Source organism: Sphingopyxis sp. (assembly GCF_035998905.1).
In the GTDB taxonomy this organism is placed as follows: Bacteria; Pseudomonadota; Alphaproteobacteria; order Sphingomonadales; family Sphingomonadaceae; genus Sphingopyxis.
Genome location: NZ_DASYHG010000016.1, coordinates 277,182 through 294,287 on the forward strand (window position 1 = coordinate 277,182; position 17,106 = coordinate 294,287).

16 protein-coding genes and 1 pseudogene are annotated in these 17,106 nt (G+C 66.1%); 12 read left to right on the top strand and 5 right to left on the bottom strand.

From position 1 onward, the window contains the following. Positions 1–70 precede the first annotated feature (70 nt). On the top strand, positions 71–1,594 hold the full coding sequence (locus VGN62_RS08625; protein WP_327452740.1) for an MFS transporter: 1,524 nt from the start codon (positions 71–73) through the stop codon (positions 1,592–1,594). Here VGN62_RS08625 and VGN62_RS08630 read toward each other — a convergent pair. Both VGN62_RS08630 and VGN62_RS08635 read right to left on the bottom strand, forming a co-directional pair. Beyond that, positions 1,578–2,258, bottom strand: coding sequence for a UTRA domain-containing protein (locus VGN62_RS08630; protein ID WP_327452742.1), 681 nt, complete (start codon positions 2,256–2,258; stop codon positions 1,578–1,580). The two genes, VGN62_RS08625 and VGN62_RS08630, sit on opposite strands and share 17 nt — an antisense overlap. Continuing rightward, positions 2,255–3,604, bottom strand: a complete 1,350-nt coding sequence (locus tag VGN62_RS08635; protein WP_327452744.1) for a formimidoylglutamate deiminase — start codon at positions 3,602–3,604, stop codon at positions 2,255–2,257. The genes VGN62_RS08630 and VGN62_RS08635 overlap by 4 nt, the downstream gene beginning before the upstream one ends. 29 nt (positions 3,605–3,633) lie before the next feature. On the opposite strand from VGN62_RS08635, the gene hutI reads away from it, so the two are divergent. The 10 genes from hutI (at position 3,634) to VGN62_RS08685 (ending at position 13,438) form a co-directional block, all read left to right on the top strand. Next, on the top strand, positions 3,634–4,845 hold the full coding sequence (gene hutI / locus VGN62_RS08640) for an imidazolonepropionase (protein WP_327452746.1): 1,212 nt from the start codon (positions 3,634–3,636) through the stop codon (positions 4,843–4,845). Further along, the gene (gene hutH / locus VGN62_RS08645) at positions 4,842–6,362 is read left to right on the top strand and encodes a histidine ammonia-lyase (protein WP_327452748.1); all 1,521 of its coding nucleotides are present in this window, start codon (positions 4,842–4,844) and stop codon (positions 6,360–6,362) included. The genes hutI and hutH overlap by 4 nt, the downstream gene beginning before the upstream one ends. Continuing rightward, complete coding sequence (hutG, locus tag VGN62_RS08650; protein WP_327452750.1) at positions 6,362–7,156, top strand: N-formylglutamate deformylase; 795 nt, start codon at positions 6,362–6,364, stop codon at positions 7,154–7,156. The genes hutH and hutG overlap by 1 nt, the downstream gene beginning before the upstream one ends. Continuing rightward, the gene (gene hutU / locus VGN62_RS08655) at positions 7,153–8,829 is read left to right on the top strand and encodes a urocanate hydratase (protein WP_327452752.1); all 1,677 of its coding nucleotides are present in this window, start codon (positions 7,153–7,155) and stop codon (positions 8,827–8,829) included. Before hutG ends, hutU begins: the two co-directional genes overlap by 4 nt. Before the next feature lie 75 nt (positions 8,830–8,904). After that, complete coding sequence (locus tag VGN62_RS08660; protein WP_327452754.1) at positions 8,905–10,068, top strand: acyl-CoA dehydrogenase family protein; 1,164 nt, start codon at positions 8,905–8,907, stop codon at positions 10,066–10,068. Further along, the gene (locus VGN62_RS08665; protein ID WP_327452758.1) at positions 10,068–10,901 is read left to right on the top strand and encodes an FAS1-like dehydratase domain-containing protein; all 834 of its coding nucleotides are present in this window, start codon (positions 10,068–10,070) and stop codon (positions 10,899–10,901) included. The genes VGN62_RS08660 and VGN62_RS08665 overlap by 1 nt, the downstream gene beginning before the upstream one ends. A 191-nt stretch (positions 10,902–11,092) precedes the next feature. Then, positions 11,093–11,620 carry a hypothetical protein gene (locus VGN62_RS08670; protein ID WP_327452761.1) on the top strand — a complete coding sequence of 176 codons (528 nt, stop codon included), beginning with the start codon at positions 11,093–11,095 and terminating at the stop codon, positions 11,618–11,620. 84 nt (positions 11,621–11,704) lie between these two features. Next, positions 11,705–12,118, top strand: coding sequence for a hypothetical protein (locus tag VGN62_RS08675; RefSeq protein ID WP_327452763.1), 414 nt, complete (start codon positions 11,705–11,707; stop codon positions 12,116–12,118). A gap of 16 nt (positions 12,119–12,134) precedes the next feature. Further along, positions 12,135–12,860, top strand: coding sequence for a C39 family peptidase (locus tag VGN62_RS08680; protein ID WP_327452765.1), 726 nt, complete (start codon positions 12,135–12,137; stop codon positions 12,858–12,860). 8 nt (positions 12,861–12,868) lie between these two features. Then, the gene (locus VGN62_RS08685; protein WP_327452767.1) at positions 12,869–13,438 is read left to right on the top strand and encodes a hypothetical protein; all 570 of its coding nucleotides are present in this window, start codon (positions 12,869–12,871) and stop codon (positions 13,436–13,438) included. Positions 13,439–13,679: 241 nt separating this feature from the next. Here the strand turns inward: VGN62_RS08685 and VGN62_RS08690 are convergent, their stop codons facing one another. Together VGN62_RS08690 and VGN62_RS08695 are read right to left on the bottom strand one after the other, a co-directional pair. Further along, positions 13,680–15,122, bottom strand: coding sequence for a hypothetical protein (locus VGN62_RS08690; RefSeq protein ID WP_327452769.1), 1,443 nt, complete (start codon positions 15,120–15,122; stop codon positions 13,680–13,682). Then, entirely contained in the window at positions 15,119–15,835 is a 717-nt protein-coding gene (locus VGN62_RS08695) for a helix-turn-helix domain-containing protein (protein ID WP_327452771.1), read from the bottom strand. Before VGN62_RS08695 ends, VGN62_RS08690 begins: the two co-directional genes overlap by 4 nt. Before the next feature lie 316 nt (positions 15,836–16,151). Here VGN62_RS08695 and VGN62_RS08700 point away from each other — a divergent pair, with 316 nt between their 5' ends. After that, positions 16,152–16,418, top strand: coding sequence for a helix-turn-helix transcriptional regulator (locus VGN62_RS08700; RefSeq protein WP_327452773.1), 267 nt, complete (start codon positions 16,152–16,154; stop codon positions 16,416–16,418). A gap of 269 nt (positions 16,419–16,687) precedes the next feature. Here the strand turns inward: VGN62_RS08700 and VGN62_RS08705 are convergent. After that, positions 16,688–16,963 (bottom strand): annotated as a pseudogene (locus tag VGN62_RS08705) (SDR family NAD(P)-dependent oxidoreductase); the annotation flags it as partial. Positions 16,964–17,106 lie beyond the last annotated feature (143 nt).

The following is a 17,106-nucleotide window of genomic DNA, read 5'->3' on the forward strand; positions in this document are numbered from 1 at the left end:
TGCCCTCGCTCCCCCGCGCTGCAATCTTCGCGGCGCGCGAGCCGCATCAGCCGCCGCCGGGGAGAGTGAGATGGAAAAGCCGCGGCAGGGCTTTCGGGGCCTGTGGAACATCAGCTTCGGTTTTCTGGGAATCCAGATCGGCTTCGCGCTGCAAAATGCGAACATGAGCCGCATCTTCCAGACGCTCGGCGCCGAACTCGAATCGCTGCCCGCGCTGTGGATCGCCGCGCCGCTCACCGGCCTGCTCGTCCAGCCGGTCATCGGCCATATGTCCGACCGCACCTGGCTCGGACGCCTCGGGCGCCGCCGCCCCTATTTCCTCGCCGGCGCGATCCTCGCCGCGCTCGCGCTGTTCATCATGCCCGAATCCTCGGTGCTCTGGTTCTCGGTGCTGATGCTCTGGGTGCTCGATGCGTCGATCAATGTTTCGATGGAGCCGTTTCGCGCCTTTGTCGGCGACATGCTGCGCCGCGACCAGCACAGCATCGGCTATGCGGTACAGACCTTCTTCATCGGCGTCGGCGCGGTCGCAGGATCGGCCTTTCCCTGGCTGCTCGACCAGTTCGGCATCGCCAACACCGCGCCGCCGGGGTCGATCCCCGACACGGTGCGCTACAGCTTCTGGGCCGGCGGCCTCGCTTTCTTCCTTTCGGTGCTGTGGACCGTTCTCACGACGCGCGAATATTCGCCCGAAGACATGGCGGCCTTCGCCGAGAGCGATACCGTCGCCGACAGCCCCGACACCCTCCGCCTGCTCGCTGCGCGCGGCTTCACCGGCAGCGCGATTTGGGCGGCCGCCGGCCTTGCCATTGCCTTCCTTGTCGCCGAGTTCCGCCTCGAAAAGGAAATGTATCTGCTCGCCACGCTCGTCGCGGGCTATGGCCTCGCCAGCGCGACCGCGATCGCGCTCGCGCGTGCGGGGCGCAGCAACAACATGCTCGCGCATATCGTCGGCGATTTCGCGGGCATGCCGCCGGTGATGAAGAAACTCGCGCTGGTGCAATTCTTCAGCTGGTCGGCGCTGTTCATCATGTGGATCAACACCACGCCGGTGGTCGCGCAATATATGTTCGGCAGCAGCGATCCCGCGTCGCCCGCCTACCAGGCAGGGGGAAACTGGGTCGGCGTCCTGTTCGCCGCCTATAACGCCGTTGCGGCGATCGCCGCGCTCACCCTCCTCCCCTGGCTGTCGCGGCGCGTCGGGCAGGCGCGCACGCACATGATCTGCCTGCTCGTCGGCGCGGCGGGGTTCGCGAGCTTCCTTTTCCTGCGCGACCCGCAAGCGCTGCTCGTGTCCGAAATCGCGATCGGCATCGCCTGGGCGTCGATCCTCGCCATGCCCTATGCGATCCTCGCCTCGAACCTGCCGCAGGCCAAGCTCGGCATTTATATGGGACTGTTCAACATCTTCGTCGTCGTGCCGCAGCTGCTGGTCGCGACGGTGATGGGGCAGGTCATGAAAGCGCTCTTCCCCGGCGAGCCTGTCTACACGATGGGTTTCGCGGCGGCGGCATGGGTGATCGCGGCCATCGCGATGCTGCGCATCGTCCCGATGGTTCCCCACGGGAACAGCGCAGTCACGGCCCCGCGTTGAATTCGGCCACCAGATCGAAACGGTCGCCGCGGAACAATTGCCGGACATGCGTGACGACGCGGCCCGCGCGCCACGTCGTGCGGTCGAGTTCGAGGCACGCCGCGCCGGGACCGATCCCCAGCAGCGCCGCCTCCTTTCGCACCGGGTTCACCGCCCGGATGACGTGCCGCGCCTGCGTCCAGGGGATATGACCGAGCAGCCAGGTTCCCGGCGCCTCCTTCGCGAAGTCCGCCCCCGCCGCCGCGGGCACTTCACCGAGCGCGATGAAGCGGCGTTCGAGCGCGAAGGGCTCGCCCGCCGCCCGGTGCACGCCCTCGATCCGCAACGCCGGTCCGGCAAACAGGTCGTCAGCCGCGTCCGCAGCTTCGAGCGACGCCAACTCCCAGCAATAGGCCTCGCCGCGCGCCGCGATCAGCTCGGCAAGGTCGGGCACCGTCATCACCGCCGAATGGACTGGCGGATGCGCCACGAAAGTCCCCGCCTTGCGGCGCCGCTCGACCAGCCCCGAGGCGGCGAGTTCGCCGAGCGCCTTGCTCACCGTCGCGCGCGCGCAGCCATAGCGCGCCGCGAGTTCCTGTTCGGTGGGCACGCGGTCGCCGGGGCGCCACTCGCCCGACTGGATCGAGGCGGCGATCTCTTCGCGGATGCGCCGTGCGGGGTTCACGCGAGCAACCGCGCGACGCACGCGCGATAGGCGGCGGCGATGGGTTCGGCATCGACATGACGACCCTTCTCGACGCATTTGACGCCCGCGCGCCACACGCCGTCGATCGCGCCTGCGCGCGCGGCGAAAATCCAGCGATCGAGTAAGGTCGCATCGTCGGTCCCGGCAAAGGCGGGATGATCGAGGTCGAGCGACACGATGTCGGCGGCATGGCCGACGGCGAGACCCGCGGACACGCCGAGCGCGTGCGCGCCCCCCGTCACCGCATGTCCGAACAGGTTCGCCCCGACGAACGGCGCGTCCTCGCGCGCCAGCAACGCGCGTGCGCGCTGCGCCAGCCGCTGCGAATATTCGAGCGCGCGCAGTTCCTGCGCCGCGTCGACGAGGATGTTGCTGTCGGTGCCGATCCCGAAACGCCCGCTCGCAGCGAGGTAATCGACCGCCGGGAAGATGCCGTCGCCCAGATTGCCTTCGGTGATCGGGCACAGCCCCGCGACCGCGCCGCTCGCGGCGAGCCGCACCACTTCGCGCTCGTCGAGATGCGTCGAATGGATCAGGCACCAGCGTTCGTCGACCCCGGTGTTGTCGAGCAGCCATTCGACCGGCCGCGCGCCGCTCCACGCGACGCAATCGGCGACCTCCTTCACCTGCTCGGCGGCGTGGATATGCACCGGCCCCGTCGGCGACATGGTCAGCAATGCGGTCAGTTCTTCGGGCGTCACCGCGCGCAGCGAGTGCGGCGCGACCCCCAAATTCGCGTCGCCCGACAGCTTCGACCGCGAAGCGCCGAGAAGCTTGGCAAAGCCGTCGATGTCATTGAGGAAGCGCCGCTGGCCGGGGCTCGGCGCCGCGGCGCCGAAGTTGCCGTGCGCATAGAAAACGGGAAGCAGCGTCAGCCCGATCCCCGTCGCCGCGCTCGCCTGCGCAATCGCCCCCGCCATCTCGGCCGGGTCGGCATAGGCCGCGCCTGCCGGATCGTGATGCAGGTAATGAAACTCGCCGACGCGCGTGAAGCCCGTTTCGAGCATCTCGGCATAGGCCTGCGCGGTGATCGCCGCGACATCCTCGGGCGTCAGCCGGTCGAGGAAGCGGTACATGATCTCGCGCCAGCTCCAGAAATTGTCGTCGGGACGGCTGCGGCGCTCCGAAAGCCCCGCCATCCCGCGCTGGAAGCCGTGGCTGTGGACGTTGCATAGCCCCGGCAGGCCGACGCGGTGACGATCGTCGCCCTCGGCCGCCTCGACCCCGACCTCGACCTTCGCAATCCGGCCGTCGGCGATGTGCAGGCGCACGTCCTTTTTCCAATCGTTGCGAAGCCACGCGCGTTCGAACCAGAGAGAAGTCATCGTCCGTCCTCATATTATGTCTAGACATAATGGCGCATTCGAACGACACTGTCCAGATGGAGCAGATCTGGATCAACGCCCGACTCGCAACGATGGCCGACGACGCACTCGGCCTGATCGACGATGGCGTCGTGGCGGCAGCGAATGGCCGGATCGTCTACGCTGGCCCCGCCGACGGCGCCCCGGCGACCGCGCAAAAGGTCGTCGACTGCGAAGGCCGGCTGATCACCCCGGGCCTGATCGACTGCCACACGCACCTCGTCCACGGCGGCAACCGCGCGAACGAATGGGCGATGCGCCTCGAAGGCGCGAGCTATGAAGAGATTGCCCGTGCGGGCGGCGGCATCGTCTCGACAATGCGCGCGACGCGCGAAGCTAGCGAAGATGATCTTATCGCAAGCGCCCTGCCCCGCCTCGACGCATTGATCGCCGAGGGCGTCACGACGATCGAAATCAAGTCGGGCTACGGGCTTTCGACCGACGACGAGCTCAAGATGCTGCGCGCCGCGCGCGCGCTCGGCGAGCACCGCAACATCCGCGTCGAGCCGACCTTCCTCGGCGCCCATGCGCTGCCCCCCGAACATAAGGGCGACAGCGACGCCTATATCGACCTCGTCGTCGGCGAGATGATCCCCGCCGCCGCGCCGCTCGCGACCGCGGTCGACGCCTTTTGCGAAGGCATCGGCTTCTCGCCCGCGCAATGCGAGCGCGTGATCGAGGCGGCCAAGGCGCACGGCCTCGCGGTCAAGCTCCACGCCGAACAATTGTCGGCGCTCCACGGCAGCGCACTCGCCGCGCGGCACGGCGCGCTCTCAGCCGACCATCTCGAACATGCGACCGACGACGATGTCCGCGCGATGGCCGCGGCGGGCACCGTCGCGGTGCTGCTTCCCGGCGCCTATTATTTCATGCGCGAGACCAAATTGCCGCCGATCGACGCGATGCGCCGCCACGGGACGCGCATCGCGCTCGCGACCGACAACAACCCCGGCACCTCGCCGACGACTTCGCTGCTGCTGATGCTCAACATGGGCGCGACCTTGTTCGGGCTGACGGTGGTCGAAGCGCTGCGCGGCGTCACGGTCAACGCCGCCGCCGCGCTCGGCCTGTCCGCCGAAACCGGCACGCTCGAGCCCGGCAAGGCGTGCGACCTCGCGATCTGGGACGTCACCGACCCCGCCGAGCTGGTCTACCGCATCGGCTTCAACCCGCTTCACCAACGCATCAAGGACGGACAATGATCATCACCCCCGGCGCCATGACGCTCGCCGACTGGCGCGAAATCTATGAGGGCGCGAGCGCCGAATTGAGCGACGGCGCATGGGACGCGATCGACGCGAGCGCCGCCGCGGTCGCGCGCATCGTCGCGAAGGGCGCGCCCGTCTACGGCATCAACACCGGCTTCGGAAAGCTCGCGAGCGTCCGCATCGCCGACGACGAGCTGTCGACGCTCCAGCGCAATATTGTGCTCAGCCACGCCGCGGGCACCGGCGCGCCGTCGCCCGCCCCCATCGTGCGGCTGATGATGGCGCTCAAGCTCGCGAGCTTCGGCATGGGCGCCTCGGGCGTGCGCCGCGAGACGGTCGCGATGATCGAAGCGATGCTCGAACTGGGCCTCACTCCCGTCGTCCCGTCGCAGGGTTCGGTCGGCGCGAGCGGCGACCTCGCGCCGCTGTCGCACATGGCCGCGGCGATGATCGGCGTCGGCGAAATCGAGGTCGGCGGCCAGACCCTGCCCGCCGCCGACGCGCTGGCGCAGGCTGGCCTCGTCTCGCTCGACCTCGGCCCCAAGGAAGGGCTCGCGCTGCTCAACGGCACGCAATTCTCGACCGCCAACGCGCTCGCCGGCCTGTTCCGCGCCGAAACCATCTTCCGCTCGGCGCTGATTACCGGCGCGCTCTCGACCGAGGCGGCCAAAGGCTCCGACGCACCCTTCGACGCGCGCATCCATGCGCTGCGCGGCCATGCCGGGCAGCGCGAGGTCGGCGATACGTTGCGCACGCTGATGGCGGGATCAGCGATCCGTGCCTCGCACGCTATCGACGATCCGCGCGTGCAGGACCCCTATTGCCTCCGCTGCCAGCCGCAGGTGATGGGCGCCGCCCTCGACCTGCTCCGGCAGGCCGGCACGACACTGGGCATCGAGGCCAACGGCGTGTCGGACAACCCGCTGATCTTCGCCGACACCGACGAGGCGCTGTCGGGCGGCAATTTCCACGCTGAGCCCGTCGCCTTCGCCGCCGACATGATCGCGATGGCATTGTGCGAGATCGGGTCGATTTCGGAGCGCCGCATCGCGATGCTCGTCGACCCCGCGCTCTCGGGTCTCCCCGCCTTCCTCACCCCGCGCCCCGGCCTCAATTCGGGCTTCATGATCCCGCAGGTTACCGCCGCCGCGCTCGTCAGCGAGAACAAGCAGCGCGCCTATCCCGCGAGCGTCGACTCGATCCCGACCTCGGCAAATCAGGAAGACCATGTCTCGATGGCCGCGCACGGCGCGCGCCGCCTGCTCGACATGGCCGACAATGCCAGCGCGGTGATCGGCATCGAACTGCTCGCGGCGTGCCAGGGGATCGATTTCCACGCGCCGCTGAAATCGAGCGACGCGCTCGAAGCCGCGCACCGGCACCTCCGCGCCGCGGTCCCGACGCTCGAAGACGACCGGCATTTCCATCCCGACATGGAAGCCGCGACCGCATTGATCCGCACGGGCAGCCTCGTCGTCGCGGTTCCCGCGCGCCTGCCGGGACTCGCCTGATGGACTGGCTGCGCGTCCATCGCGGCGACGCGCCGCTCATCCTCGCCTTCCCGCACGGCGGCACCGAGCTCGCCGGGCTCGACGACCAGTTCGTTTCGCCCTGGCGCGCACAGCTCGACACCGACTGGTGGATTGCCGAACTTTACGCCTTCGCCGCCGACCTCGGCGCAACATTGGTCGCGACCGACATCTCGCGCAGTGTGATCGACATGAACCGCGACCCGTCGGGCGTGTCGCTCTATCCCGGACAGGCGACAACCGAGCTGTGCCCGACCACGACCTTCGACGGCGAGCCGCTCTATCGCTTCGGCGGCCCCGACGAGACCGAGATCACGCAGCGCCTCCACCTTTATCACCGGCCGTATCACGAAGCGCTCGCGGGCGAGATCGACCGGCTGAAGGCGCAGCATGGCCGCATCGTCCTCTACGACGCGCACTCGATCCGCAGCCATGTGCCGCGCCTGTTCGACGGCGAGCTCCCGCAATTCAACATCGGCAGCAACGATAGCGCGACCTGCGCCCCCGAACTCGAAACCGTGATCGCGAACATCTGCGCGGCGAGCGGCCACAGCCATGTCGTCAACGGCCGCTTCAAGGGCGGCTGGACGACGCGCCACTATGGCCGCCCCGAAGAAGGCGTGCACGCGATCCAGATGGAACTCGCGCAGCGCGGTTACATGACCGAATCCGCCGCGCTGACCGAAACCGCGCCGCTCGCCCCCAATCCCGCGATCCGGCCCGTGCTGGAGCAAGTGATCAGCGCGACCCTCGATTTTGCGAAAGGAAAAGCATGACCCGCCCCCTCAATCAGAGGCTCGACAACAGCCGCGTGATCCGCCCGGCAACCGGCCCCGAGATCAGCGCGAAAAGCTGGCTCACCGAGGCCCCGATGCGGATGCTGATGAACAACCTTCATCCCGACGTCGCCGAGGCGCCGCACGAGCTCGTCGTCTATGGCGGCATCGGCCGCGCCGCGCGCGACTGGGAAAGCTACGACCGGATCGTCGAGACGCTGAAGCGGCTCGAAGGCGACGAGACTTTGCTCATCCAGTCGGGCAAGCCCGTCGGCGTCTTCCGCACCCACGAAAATGCCCCGCGCGTGCTGCTCGCCAATTCGAACCTCGTCCCCGAATGGGCGAATTGGGAGCATTTCCACGAGCTCGATAAAAAGGGCCTGATGATGTACGGCCAGATGACCGCGGGCAGCTGGATCTACATCGGCAGCCAGGGCATCGTTCAGGGCACCTACGAAACCTTCGTCGAAATGGGCCGCCAGCATTATGGTGGCAGCCTCGCCGGACGCTGGCTCCTCACCGCCGGCCTCGGCGGCATGGGCGGCGCGCAGCCGCTCGCCGCGGTGATGGCGGGCGCGAGCTGCCTCGCGATCGAATGCCAGCCGAGCCGCATCGAGATGCGCCTGCGCACCGGCTATCTCGACAAGCAGGCCTCATCCATCGACGCGGCGATCGCGATGATCGAAGCAAGCCATGCCGAGGGCAAGCCCGTGTCGGTCGGCCTGCTCGGCAACGCCGCCGAGATCCTGCCCGAGATCGTCCGCCGCGGCATCCGCCCCGACCTCTTGACCGACCAGACCTCGGCGCACGACCCGGTCAACGGGTACCTCCCCGCGGGCTGGACCCTCGACCAATGGTTTTCGAAGCGCGAGAGCGATCCGGCCGCGGTCGCCAAGGCCGCGAAAGCATCGATGGCGGTGCATGTGCAGGCGATGCTCGACCTGCAAGCCGCGGGGGTGCCGACGACCGACTATGGCAACAACATCCGCCAGATGGCGAAGGACGAGGGCGTCGAAAATGCCTTCGATTTCCCCGGCTTCGTCCCCGCCTATGTCCGCCCACTCTTCTGCCGCGGCATCGGTCCCTTCCGCTGGGCGGCGCTGTCGGGCGATCCCGAGGACATCTACAAGACCGACGCCAAGGTGAAGGAGCTGCTCCCCGACAACAAGCACCTCCACAACTGGCTCGACATGGCGCGCGAGAAAATCCAGTTCCAAGGCCTGCCCGCGCGCATCTGCTGGGTCGGACTCGGCGACCGCCACCGCCTCGGCCTCGCCTTCAACCAGATGGTCGCGTCGGGCGAGCTTAAAGCGCCCGTCGTGATCGGCCGCGACCATCTCGACTCGGGCTCGGTCGCCTCGCCGAACCGCGAGACCGAGGCGATGCGTGACGGATCGGACGCGGTTTCGGACTGGCCCTTGCTCAACGCGCTCCTCAACACCGCATCGGGCGCGACCTGGGTGTCGCTCCATCATGGTGGCGGCGTCGGCATGGGCTATTCGCAGCACAGCGGCATGGTGATCGTCGCCGACGGCACGCCCGAAGCCGCGAAGCGCCTCGAACGCGTGCTGTGGAACGATCCCGGCACCGGCGTGATGCGCCACGCCGACGCGGGATACGAGATCGCGATCGACTGCGCGCGCGAGAAAGGGCTCGACCTGCCCTCCATCTGACATTTGTTTCAGTTGCACCGAAACAGCTTCGCATTCTAAGGCTCTCCCCGACGATCAGGGGAGAGCCGAAAGCCGATGTCCGAAGCCCAGCCGCAGAGCTTTCCCGAAATCCGCGACGCGGTGCGCCGCCTGTGCGCCGGTTTCCCCGGCGAATATTGGCAACGGCTCGATCGCGACCGCATCTATCCGACCGAGTTCGTCCGTACGCTCACCGAAGCGGGTTTCCTCTCGGTTCTAATCCCCGAAGCCTATGGCGGATCGGGCCTCGGGCTCGGCGCCGCGACCGCGGTGCTCGAGGAAATCCACCGGTCGGGCTGCAACGGCGGCGCCTGCCACGCGCAGATGTACACGATGGGAACCTTGCTCAAGCACGGCTCCGAAGCGCAGAAGCAGACCTATTTGCCCGCGATCGCCAGCGGCGAGCTGCGCCTGCAAGCCTTCGGCGTCACCGAACCGACCGCGGGCACCGACACGACGCGCATCCGCACCTTCGCGAAGCGGGTCGGCGACAAATATATCGTCAACGGCCAGAAAATCTGGATCAGCCGCGCCGAACATTCGGACCTGATGGTCCTCCTGTGCCGCACCACCCCGCGCGAGGAATGCGCAAAACCATCGGACGGGATGAGCGTCCTGCTCGTCGATATGCGCGAGGCGCAGGGTAACGGCCTGACGATCCGCCCCGTCCGCACGATGCTCAACCATGCAACGACCGAACTCTTCTTCGACGATCTCGAAGTCCCGGCCGCGAACCTGATCGGCGAGGAAGGCAAGGGCTTTCGCTATATCCTTTCGGGCATGAACGCCGAGCGCATCCTGATCGCGTCCGAATGTATCGGCGACGGGCGCTTCTTCATCGACCGCGCGACCGCTTATGCGAAAGACCGGTCGGTTTTCGGCCGCGCGATCGGCGAGAATCAGGGTATCCAGTTCCCGATCGCGCGCGCCTATGTCCAGATCGCCGCCGCCGCCGAAATGGTCGACAAGGCGGCGCGGCTATTCGACGCAGGGCAGGATGGCGGGACCGAGGCGAATATGGCGAAGATGCTCGCGTCGGAGGCGAGCTGGTACGCCGCCGACATGTGCATCCAGACGCACGGCGGCTTCGGCTTTGCCGAGGAATATGACATCGAGCGCAAGTTCCGCGAGACGCGCCTTTATCAGGTCGCGCCGATCAGCACGAATTTGATCCTGAGCCATGTCGCGACCCACGCGCTCGGTCTTCCCAAGAGTTTCTGATGGAGGATTATTCCGCCTGGGTCGGCCGCAGCGAAACGCGCGAGGATATCGCCACCATCGCGCCGCTCCGCGGACTTGCCGCGCTGCTCGACCATGACGCGGTTCCGGATATCGTCCCGCCGCTCGGCCACTGGCTCTATTTCCTGCCCGACGCGCGCCAGTCGGTCATCGGCGCCGACGGCCACCCGCGCCGCGATGAGCATAGTCTGCTGCCGCCCGTACCGCTGCCCCGCCGGATGTGGGCGGGAAGCCGCATCGAATATCTGTCGCCGGTCGCGGTCGGCGCCGCGCTCACCCGCGTCACCACCATCGACGCGATCAAACCCAAGCGCGGCGCGAGCGGCGACCTCCTGTTCGTCACGCTGCGCCACGATATCGCGGCGGACGGCGTGGCGGCGATCCGCGAAGAGCAGGACATCGTCTTTCGCGCGCCCGCAGGGGCGTCGGCACCGTCCCCCGTGGCCGTCGCTCCCGCGATACCCGACTCCAGCGACGCGACGCGCAGCGTCGTTCCCGATCCGGTGATGCTGTTCCGCTACTCGGCGCTCACCTTCAACGCGCATCGTATCCATTACGATCGCGACTATGCGCGCGACGTCGAGGGTTATGCGGGACTCGTCGTCCATGGCCCGCTGATCGCGACGCTGCTGATGGACCACTTTCTGCGTGTCGGCCCCGGCGCCGCGCCGCGCCATTTCCGCTTTCGCGCCGAAGCGCCGCTGATCGACGGGGCACCTTTCGACCTGTGCCTCGCGCACGAAGGCGCGGGGGCGCGGCTGTGGGCGCGCGACGCGGCGGGACGGGCGACGATGCGCGCCGACGTGACGGTCTGACGCCGCGCAATCCTCCCACCGATATCATCTGGGTATTTCTCCACCCCCGACATTGCCAATTCGCAAAGCGGTTCGCGTCGCGGCGGATCATGATCGCCTTGTTCGCACCGATGCGGACGGAGTCGGGGAGGATCCGCATCAGCCATGCCATGGGGCATCGCGAGCCATCCCCTTTTTGAGAGGAAATAGTCATGATCAAGAAAGTCATGCTTGCGGTGTCGGCAATCGCACTCGCCGCAACGGCCGCGCCGGCATTTGCGCAAACTCAAGCCGAAAATGACGCCAACAACAATGGGGCGTCGGGGAATAACAGCGACAATGACACGGTCGTTGTGAACGACCTGATCGACCTGTTTGTTCAGGACAATGCTGCCGACACCTTCTCGGACGACGATCAGGACAATGACGGCAATGGCTCGTTCAACGGCAACAGCCTCGTTGTCGCGACCCAGTCGCTGAGCGCCAACAACACCAACCAGAATCTCGACGAAGTCGTCGACATGGACGGTGAAGACGACAGCGACACGAACGTCGGCTACCAGAGCGGCAACAACTCGGTCCGTGGCAATGCGTTCGCAGCCTATGCCGGCATCCTGAATGCGGCATGGAACACCGGGATCAATGCCAATACCCAGGCAGCGACGAACATCGCGGCGCAGGGCACCGTCAACTTCGGCACCGGCGGTGGCGACGGCAACGGCGGCGGCGGCGGCGACTAACACGTCCCCCCGGATGGTCGGCGCGCCTGCCCCCAGGGGCGCCGGCCATCACCCTTTTTTGAAGTTTTCAGGAGTATTCCTGTCATGAAACCCGCGACGCTTCCGGCTCTGCTGATCCTGGCAAGCTTTTCCGCCCCCGTTTTCGCGCAACCAGCCGCACCCGAAAGTGCAGCCCCCGCCGCCGGCCCCATGCTTTCCTATGCGGTTCCGGTTGACGCGGCTCCGGCTATCCCGATGCGCCCCGAACGCAAATCGCCGATGCTGAACGACCGCGAACTCGACACGCAGCGCGGCGGCCAGTCGCTGGTCATCACGAACCAGACGATGGATTCGATCGTCAGCGGCAACATCCTCAAGGGCGACTATACCGCAGGTGCAGTCACGCTGAGCGATTTCGCCCTGTCCAATTTCAACGGTGTCGGCAACCTGCTGATCAACACCGGCGCGCAGGTCAGTGCCCAGAGCGGCATGAACCTGACGATCAACCTCGGCAACTGAGGTCGCCGTGCGGCCCATGCGCGCCTTGATCGCGGGCCTGTTGTGTGCCCTCGCGGCGGCGCCCGCAGCCGCCGAGGTCCGGCTTACCGGGCCAGAGACCGGCGGCAGCTACCAGCTCCAGGTCATGACCTGGTGGGACATCCCCTTCCGGTCGGTCATCCGCCAGCGTTACGATTTCAGCTGCGGATCCGCGGCGCTCGCGACGCTCCTCACCTATCATTATGGCGAACCGACGTCGGAAACGATGCCCTTCCGCGCGATGTGGGAAAAGGGCGACCGCGAGGCGATCCGCAAGGTCGGCTTCTCGATGCTCGACATGAAAACCTACCTCGCCTCGCGCGGCTATCGCGCCGAAGGCTTCCGGATCACGGCCGAACAATTGAAGCAGGTCAAGCGCCCGACGATCGTGCTGATGGACCTCAAGGGCTTCAAGCATTTCGTTGTGATCAAGGGCGTCCGCGGCGACCGCGTGCTCACCGGCGACTCGGTCCTCGGCCTCAACGAATATTCGCTCAAGGATTTCGAGAAGCACTGGAATGGCATCGCGCTCGCGATCGTCGAGGGCGGCCAGAAACGCCCGGCCTTCAACCTCGCCGGCGACTGGGGTCCCTGGTCGCAGGCCCCACTCGAAAAGGATGGCTCGCTGCACGTCTCGATCGGCGATCTGACGACCAACCTCCCCCCGCAATATCAACTGACGCCGCAGATCCTGCTCGATGTGCGCGTCGGCACCGTGAAATGAGACCCGCCATGACCCGACGCCTCCTCCTGCTCGCTCTCGCCCCGGCGCTGCTTGCGGCTGGAGAGCCGGCGGCGGCCAACGACCCGCTGGCCGATGCCGCGACGGTGCCCGACGAGGTGCTGGCCGAGCAACGCGGCGGCTTCGCGTTCCAAGGGATGGTCATCGCGTTCGGCGCCGATATCCGCAGTTTCGTGAACGACGAGCTCGCGCTGCGCACGATCATCAGCTGGACGCCCGAGGGGTCGACGATCGAACGCTTCGTTTCGCCGGCGCTGACCGCGGTCGATGCGGCGCAGATCCAGGGCGGCATATTGACGAGCGGCGGCATCACGATGCGCGTTGGCGACGAGTCGGTCTTCCTCGCGAATAACGGCCAGACCGCGCTGATCCAGAAGACCGACGCGATCCAGAATGTGCTGATCAACACCGCAAGCAACGTATCGCTGAACCAGCAGGTCGACGCGGTGCTCGACATCAGCGGCTATGAAGGCTTCCGCGACGCGCTGGCGACCACGCGGATGAGCGACGCGATCGGCGCCGTGATGGGCGCGCAGACGGTGAACGCGCTCGGCAACTGAACGACCCCCCGCTCCCGTTTCGACGGGGACGGTCCAACTGGCCCCGCCTTCCGGCGGGGCTTTTCTTCCTGTCGTCCATCGCGTCCGGACGTGGGGGCTGGGACCGATCGACATTCAGAAGATGACGAGCCGAAAATGGCGGTTTTCCATGAACCGGAGCGCAGCGTGCAAATGGCACGTGAGAACCGGACGCGCGGAAGGCCGTCGTTTGCAGGCCCTCAGGGCTGAATGTCGATTGGTCCTAGAGCTTCCCGCCAAAGGGCATGCGCAAGGTGATCGACACGTCGGGCGCATCCTCGGTCACCCCGATCTCGAAGCCGAGGTTCAGCACGTCGCGCTCGGTCAGGCGGTACGACATTCCGAAATTAAGCGAACCGACGTGGATATAGTTCGACTTCTGGATCGTATCGCCAATCTCTGACCGCGTCGGGAAGATATAATTGTGGCGATAGCCGAGCGAGAAGGAAAAGCGCGGATTGAGCGCAAAGCCGAAGCCGACGTTGGCGCTGACCGCATCGCCCGGGTCGACGCGTCCCACCATAACCTCGCCGACCAGTTTGTTCACGTCGCGCGGGATATGGTAGAGATAGGCGACGCCGCCATAGATCACGGCGGGGTCCGACGGCATCAGGAAGTTGAGCCCCGGCTGCACCGCCCAGAAACCCGACCCTGTGGCGAGCCCCGTCGCGACGCCGAACTCGTCATAGCCGATGTCGAACGGCCCCTTGCCCGTGTCCGATTTGACGCGCAGCGAACCGACGAAGATCGGCTTTTGGCCGACCGGCCGGTTGAACTGATAGCGCAGCGACAGCTCGGCATCGCCGACCCCGTCCTCGCGCAATGCAATCGACCGGACGATCCCCTCGTCGCGTTGCTGGACGACCTCGATGCGGTCGTTGCGATAAAGATAGGGAACGCGAACCTCGACCTCGAGCCGGTCAGAAATCCCGTACCGCAGCGACCCGGTCCCGACGAGCGTATCGCGGTCGGCATCGGTCGCCTCGATCAGCCCGATCTGGATTCCGGGGATCAGCTCGATCCCGCGAAACACCAGGCGGTTGGTCGACGAGCGCGTATATTCGAACGAGGGTTCGAAAATGAGATGGCCGGCGCGCGTCAGCACGCCCTGCCCTTCGGGAACCGCCGCGACGCGTTCGGCGGTCGACTCGCTCGGCGGCGGCGCCTCGCCAACGGGCGCGTCGGGCAGCGCGACGGCGGTGCTGCCCGGACCGGGAAGCGCCGGGCCGGGCCCGACGCCCTGCCCCATGCCGGTGCCGCGGAACATGTCGAGCGGCGCCTCGGCCAGCGCAAAGGACGAGAGCCGGTCGATCTGCGCCTGCTGGGTGATCAGCTGTCCCTGCATCTTCACGATATGCTGCCGCTGCTCGGCGAGCATGACGTTCTGCTGGTCAATCAGCGCGCGCTGTTCGGCAATGATCCGGCGCTGCGCCTCGATCTCGCTTTCGACGCTGGCCGCCGGCTGGCCTTCGGCAACGCCGCCCGACCCCGCGACCGCAGCCGCGCGCCACGTCGTCGCGGCGTCGAGGAAGGGCAACGTCTCGCACAGGCATTCGAGCGCCAGCGCTTCCTGGGCCCTTGCCGGGGAGACGACGAAAATGGCCGAGAGGCCGACGGCGGCCACGCCGATGTGGCGCAGCCGCGCGGGCGAGGACAGGACGATCACAGCCCCGCTCCCCGCCCGGCGAACTCGCCGCGCTGGCGCACCGCCGCGATATTGTCGATCGCCGCGCCAATCTCTTCGCCGGCGATGGCGCGCAGCCCCTCGATATCGACGAGGCGGCACAATTGCGGCCCTTCGAGTTCGATAAGGCCCTGACGCACAAAGCCCGAAATCGTCCGGCTGACGGTGTGGATCGTCAGGCCCAGATGGTCGGCGATATCGCTGCGCGTCATCGGCAGCGGGATGCTGCCCAGCGCCGACGACCGCTTGGCCGCGATCAGCAGGAAGGCCGCAACGCGCTCGTTGGCGTTACGGCGCCCCAGCAGGAAGATGCACTGATTCGCGCTGTCGAGCGCGCGTTCGAGCGCGCGGCTCTGCCCCGACGCGGCGGGTTCGTCGTTCGACACCGGTCGGCGGGCCAGGATCGTGTTGGTGACCGCCTCGGCCGCCGCGTCGCGGTTGCCATATCCGACACCGAAGACATCGCCCTGATAGAAGAAGCCCGTCAACTGGCGGTGCCCGTCGAGATGGAAATGGCATGTGCGGACGGTGCCCGACACGACTTCAAACCAGCAATCCCCGGGATCGCCTTGAGAGAATATGATCTCTCCTTTCCGGAATTTTAGGATGGTGTCCTGGGGGATCCCCCCGCGGTGAAATTCTGCCAGACCTTGCACGCCACGTCTCCAACTGAATTGGTATTGCGGCGACCCCATTTGCGAGTCTCATGTGCCTTTGGGCATCGTGAATCCATCCGAAGAAAGACGTAGGAATTCGCGTGCCCAATTAACCTAGCAAAAATCACTACGTATAATTCCTTAGCAGTTATTTAGAATATAGCATTTGATTCCAGTATCATAGGCAAAACGGCATCAACAGTGCCGCTACATTTCCTGCCAAGCCGAGTTAATTGCTAAACAGGACGCAAAGCGATATTATGCACGCAGAGCAGGTGGGGTAGCGGCATTGCCGCGCGTTAAAGCTGCTTGTCGGTCGCCATTGTCCACGCCTTGGGTGTCAGGGGATTGCGCCGTGCATCGAAACGCCTTGAATGTTGAACCGCATCTAACTTTTCGCGAGCATCAAATCCTGGAACTGGTCGCCGTCGGGTGGTCGGCCAAACAGATTGCGCTCGAAATCAGTATCGCGCCACGCACCGTGGAGCGACACATCGAAAATGTCCGTCTGAAACTGAATGCGCGAAACCGCGCGCACCTGATAACGCAGGCGATGCACCTCGGCCTGCTGGTCATCGAAACCCCGGCCCCCGACGAACCGACCCTCTTCGAATTCAAATGATCGATGGTGCACCCGAAGTGAGAGTGATGGGCACTCAAATCACTGGGAAGTTTTGGTAGCGCGGTGCTGATTGGTTATGCTGACAATGATTTCCGCCATAGACCGGTAAGCCTCAACCCTTCACCATAGAGCCCTTTAGGAGCCGGGCATGGCCTGCCCTCGTCGATACTTACTGAAGTTATGGAACCCACCCCGGGTGGTCGATTGTCGCGTTCCTTGCGATACGCTCCACGCAATCCACTGAAATATCATACTGCTTCGCCGCTTCACTAATGACTCGCTGCTGACCACTTAGACCATAGACATCCTCCAACAGCACAAAAGTTTGGAATAACCGAGCGTATCAGCACGACGCGTCCGGACCCTGTTGAGCCTATGTCGCTGGCCACCATACGCCGCGCGCCCTCGCGCACCGTCAAAAAGACACCGCGCAGGTTCACGCTCACCGTGAGATCGAAATCGTCGACCGAAAGCCCGAGCGCGCTTCCAGCGGGACTGGCGCCGGCATTCGCGATGACCGTGTCGACGACACCGAATGAACGCTCTGCCGTGTCAAACGGCGTTCAAAAGGGACCCCCGATCGGCGTCGAAGAGGGACCCCTTTTCGGATATGATGTTGGTTTGTTGAAGATGGCCTTGCGCTGCGTGCGGCGGAGGGCGGGCGTAGCCCGACCGGAGGCGCGCGCAG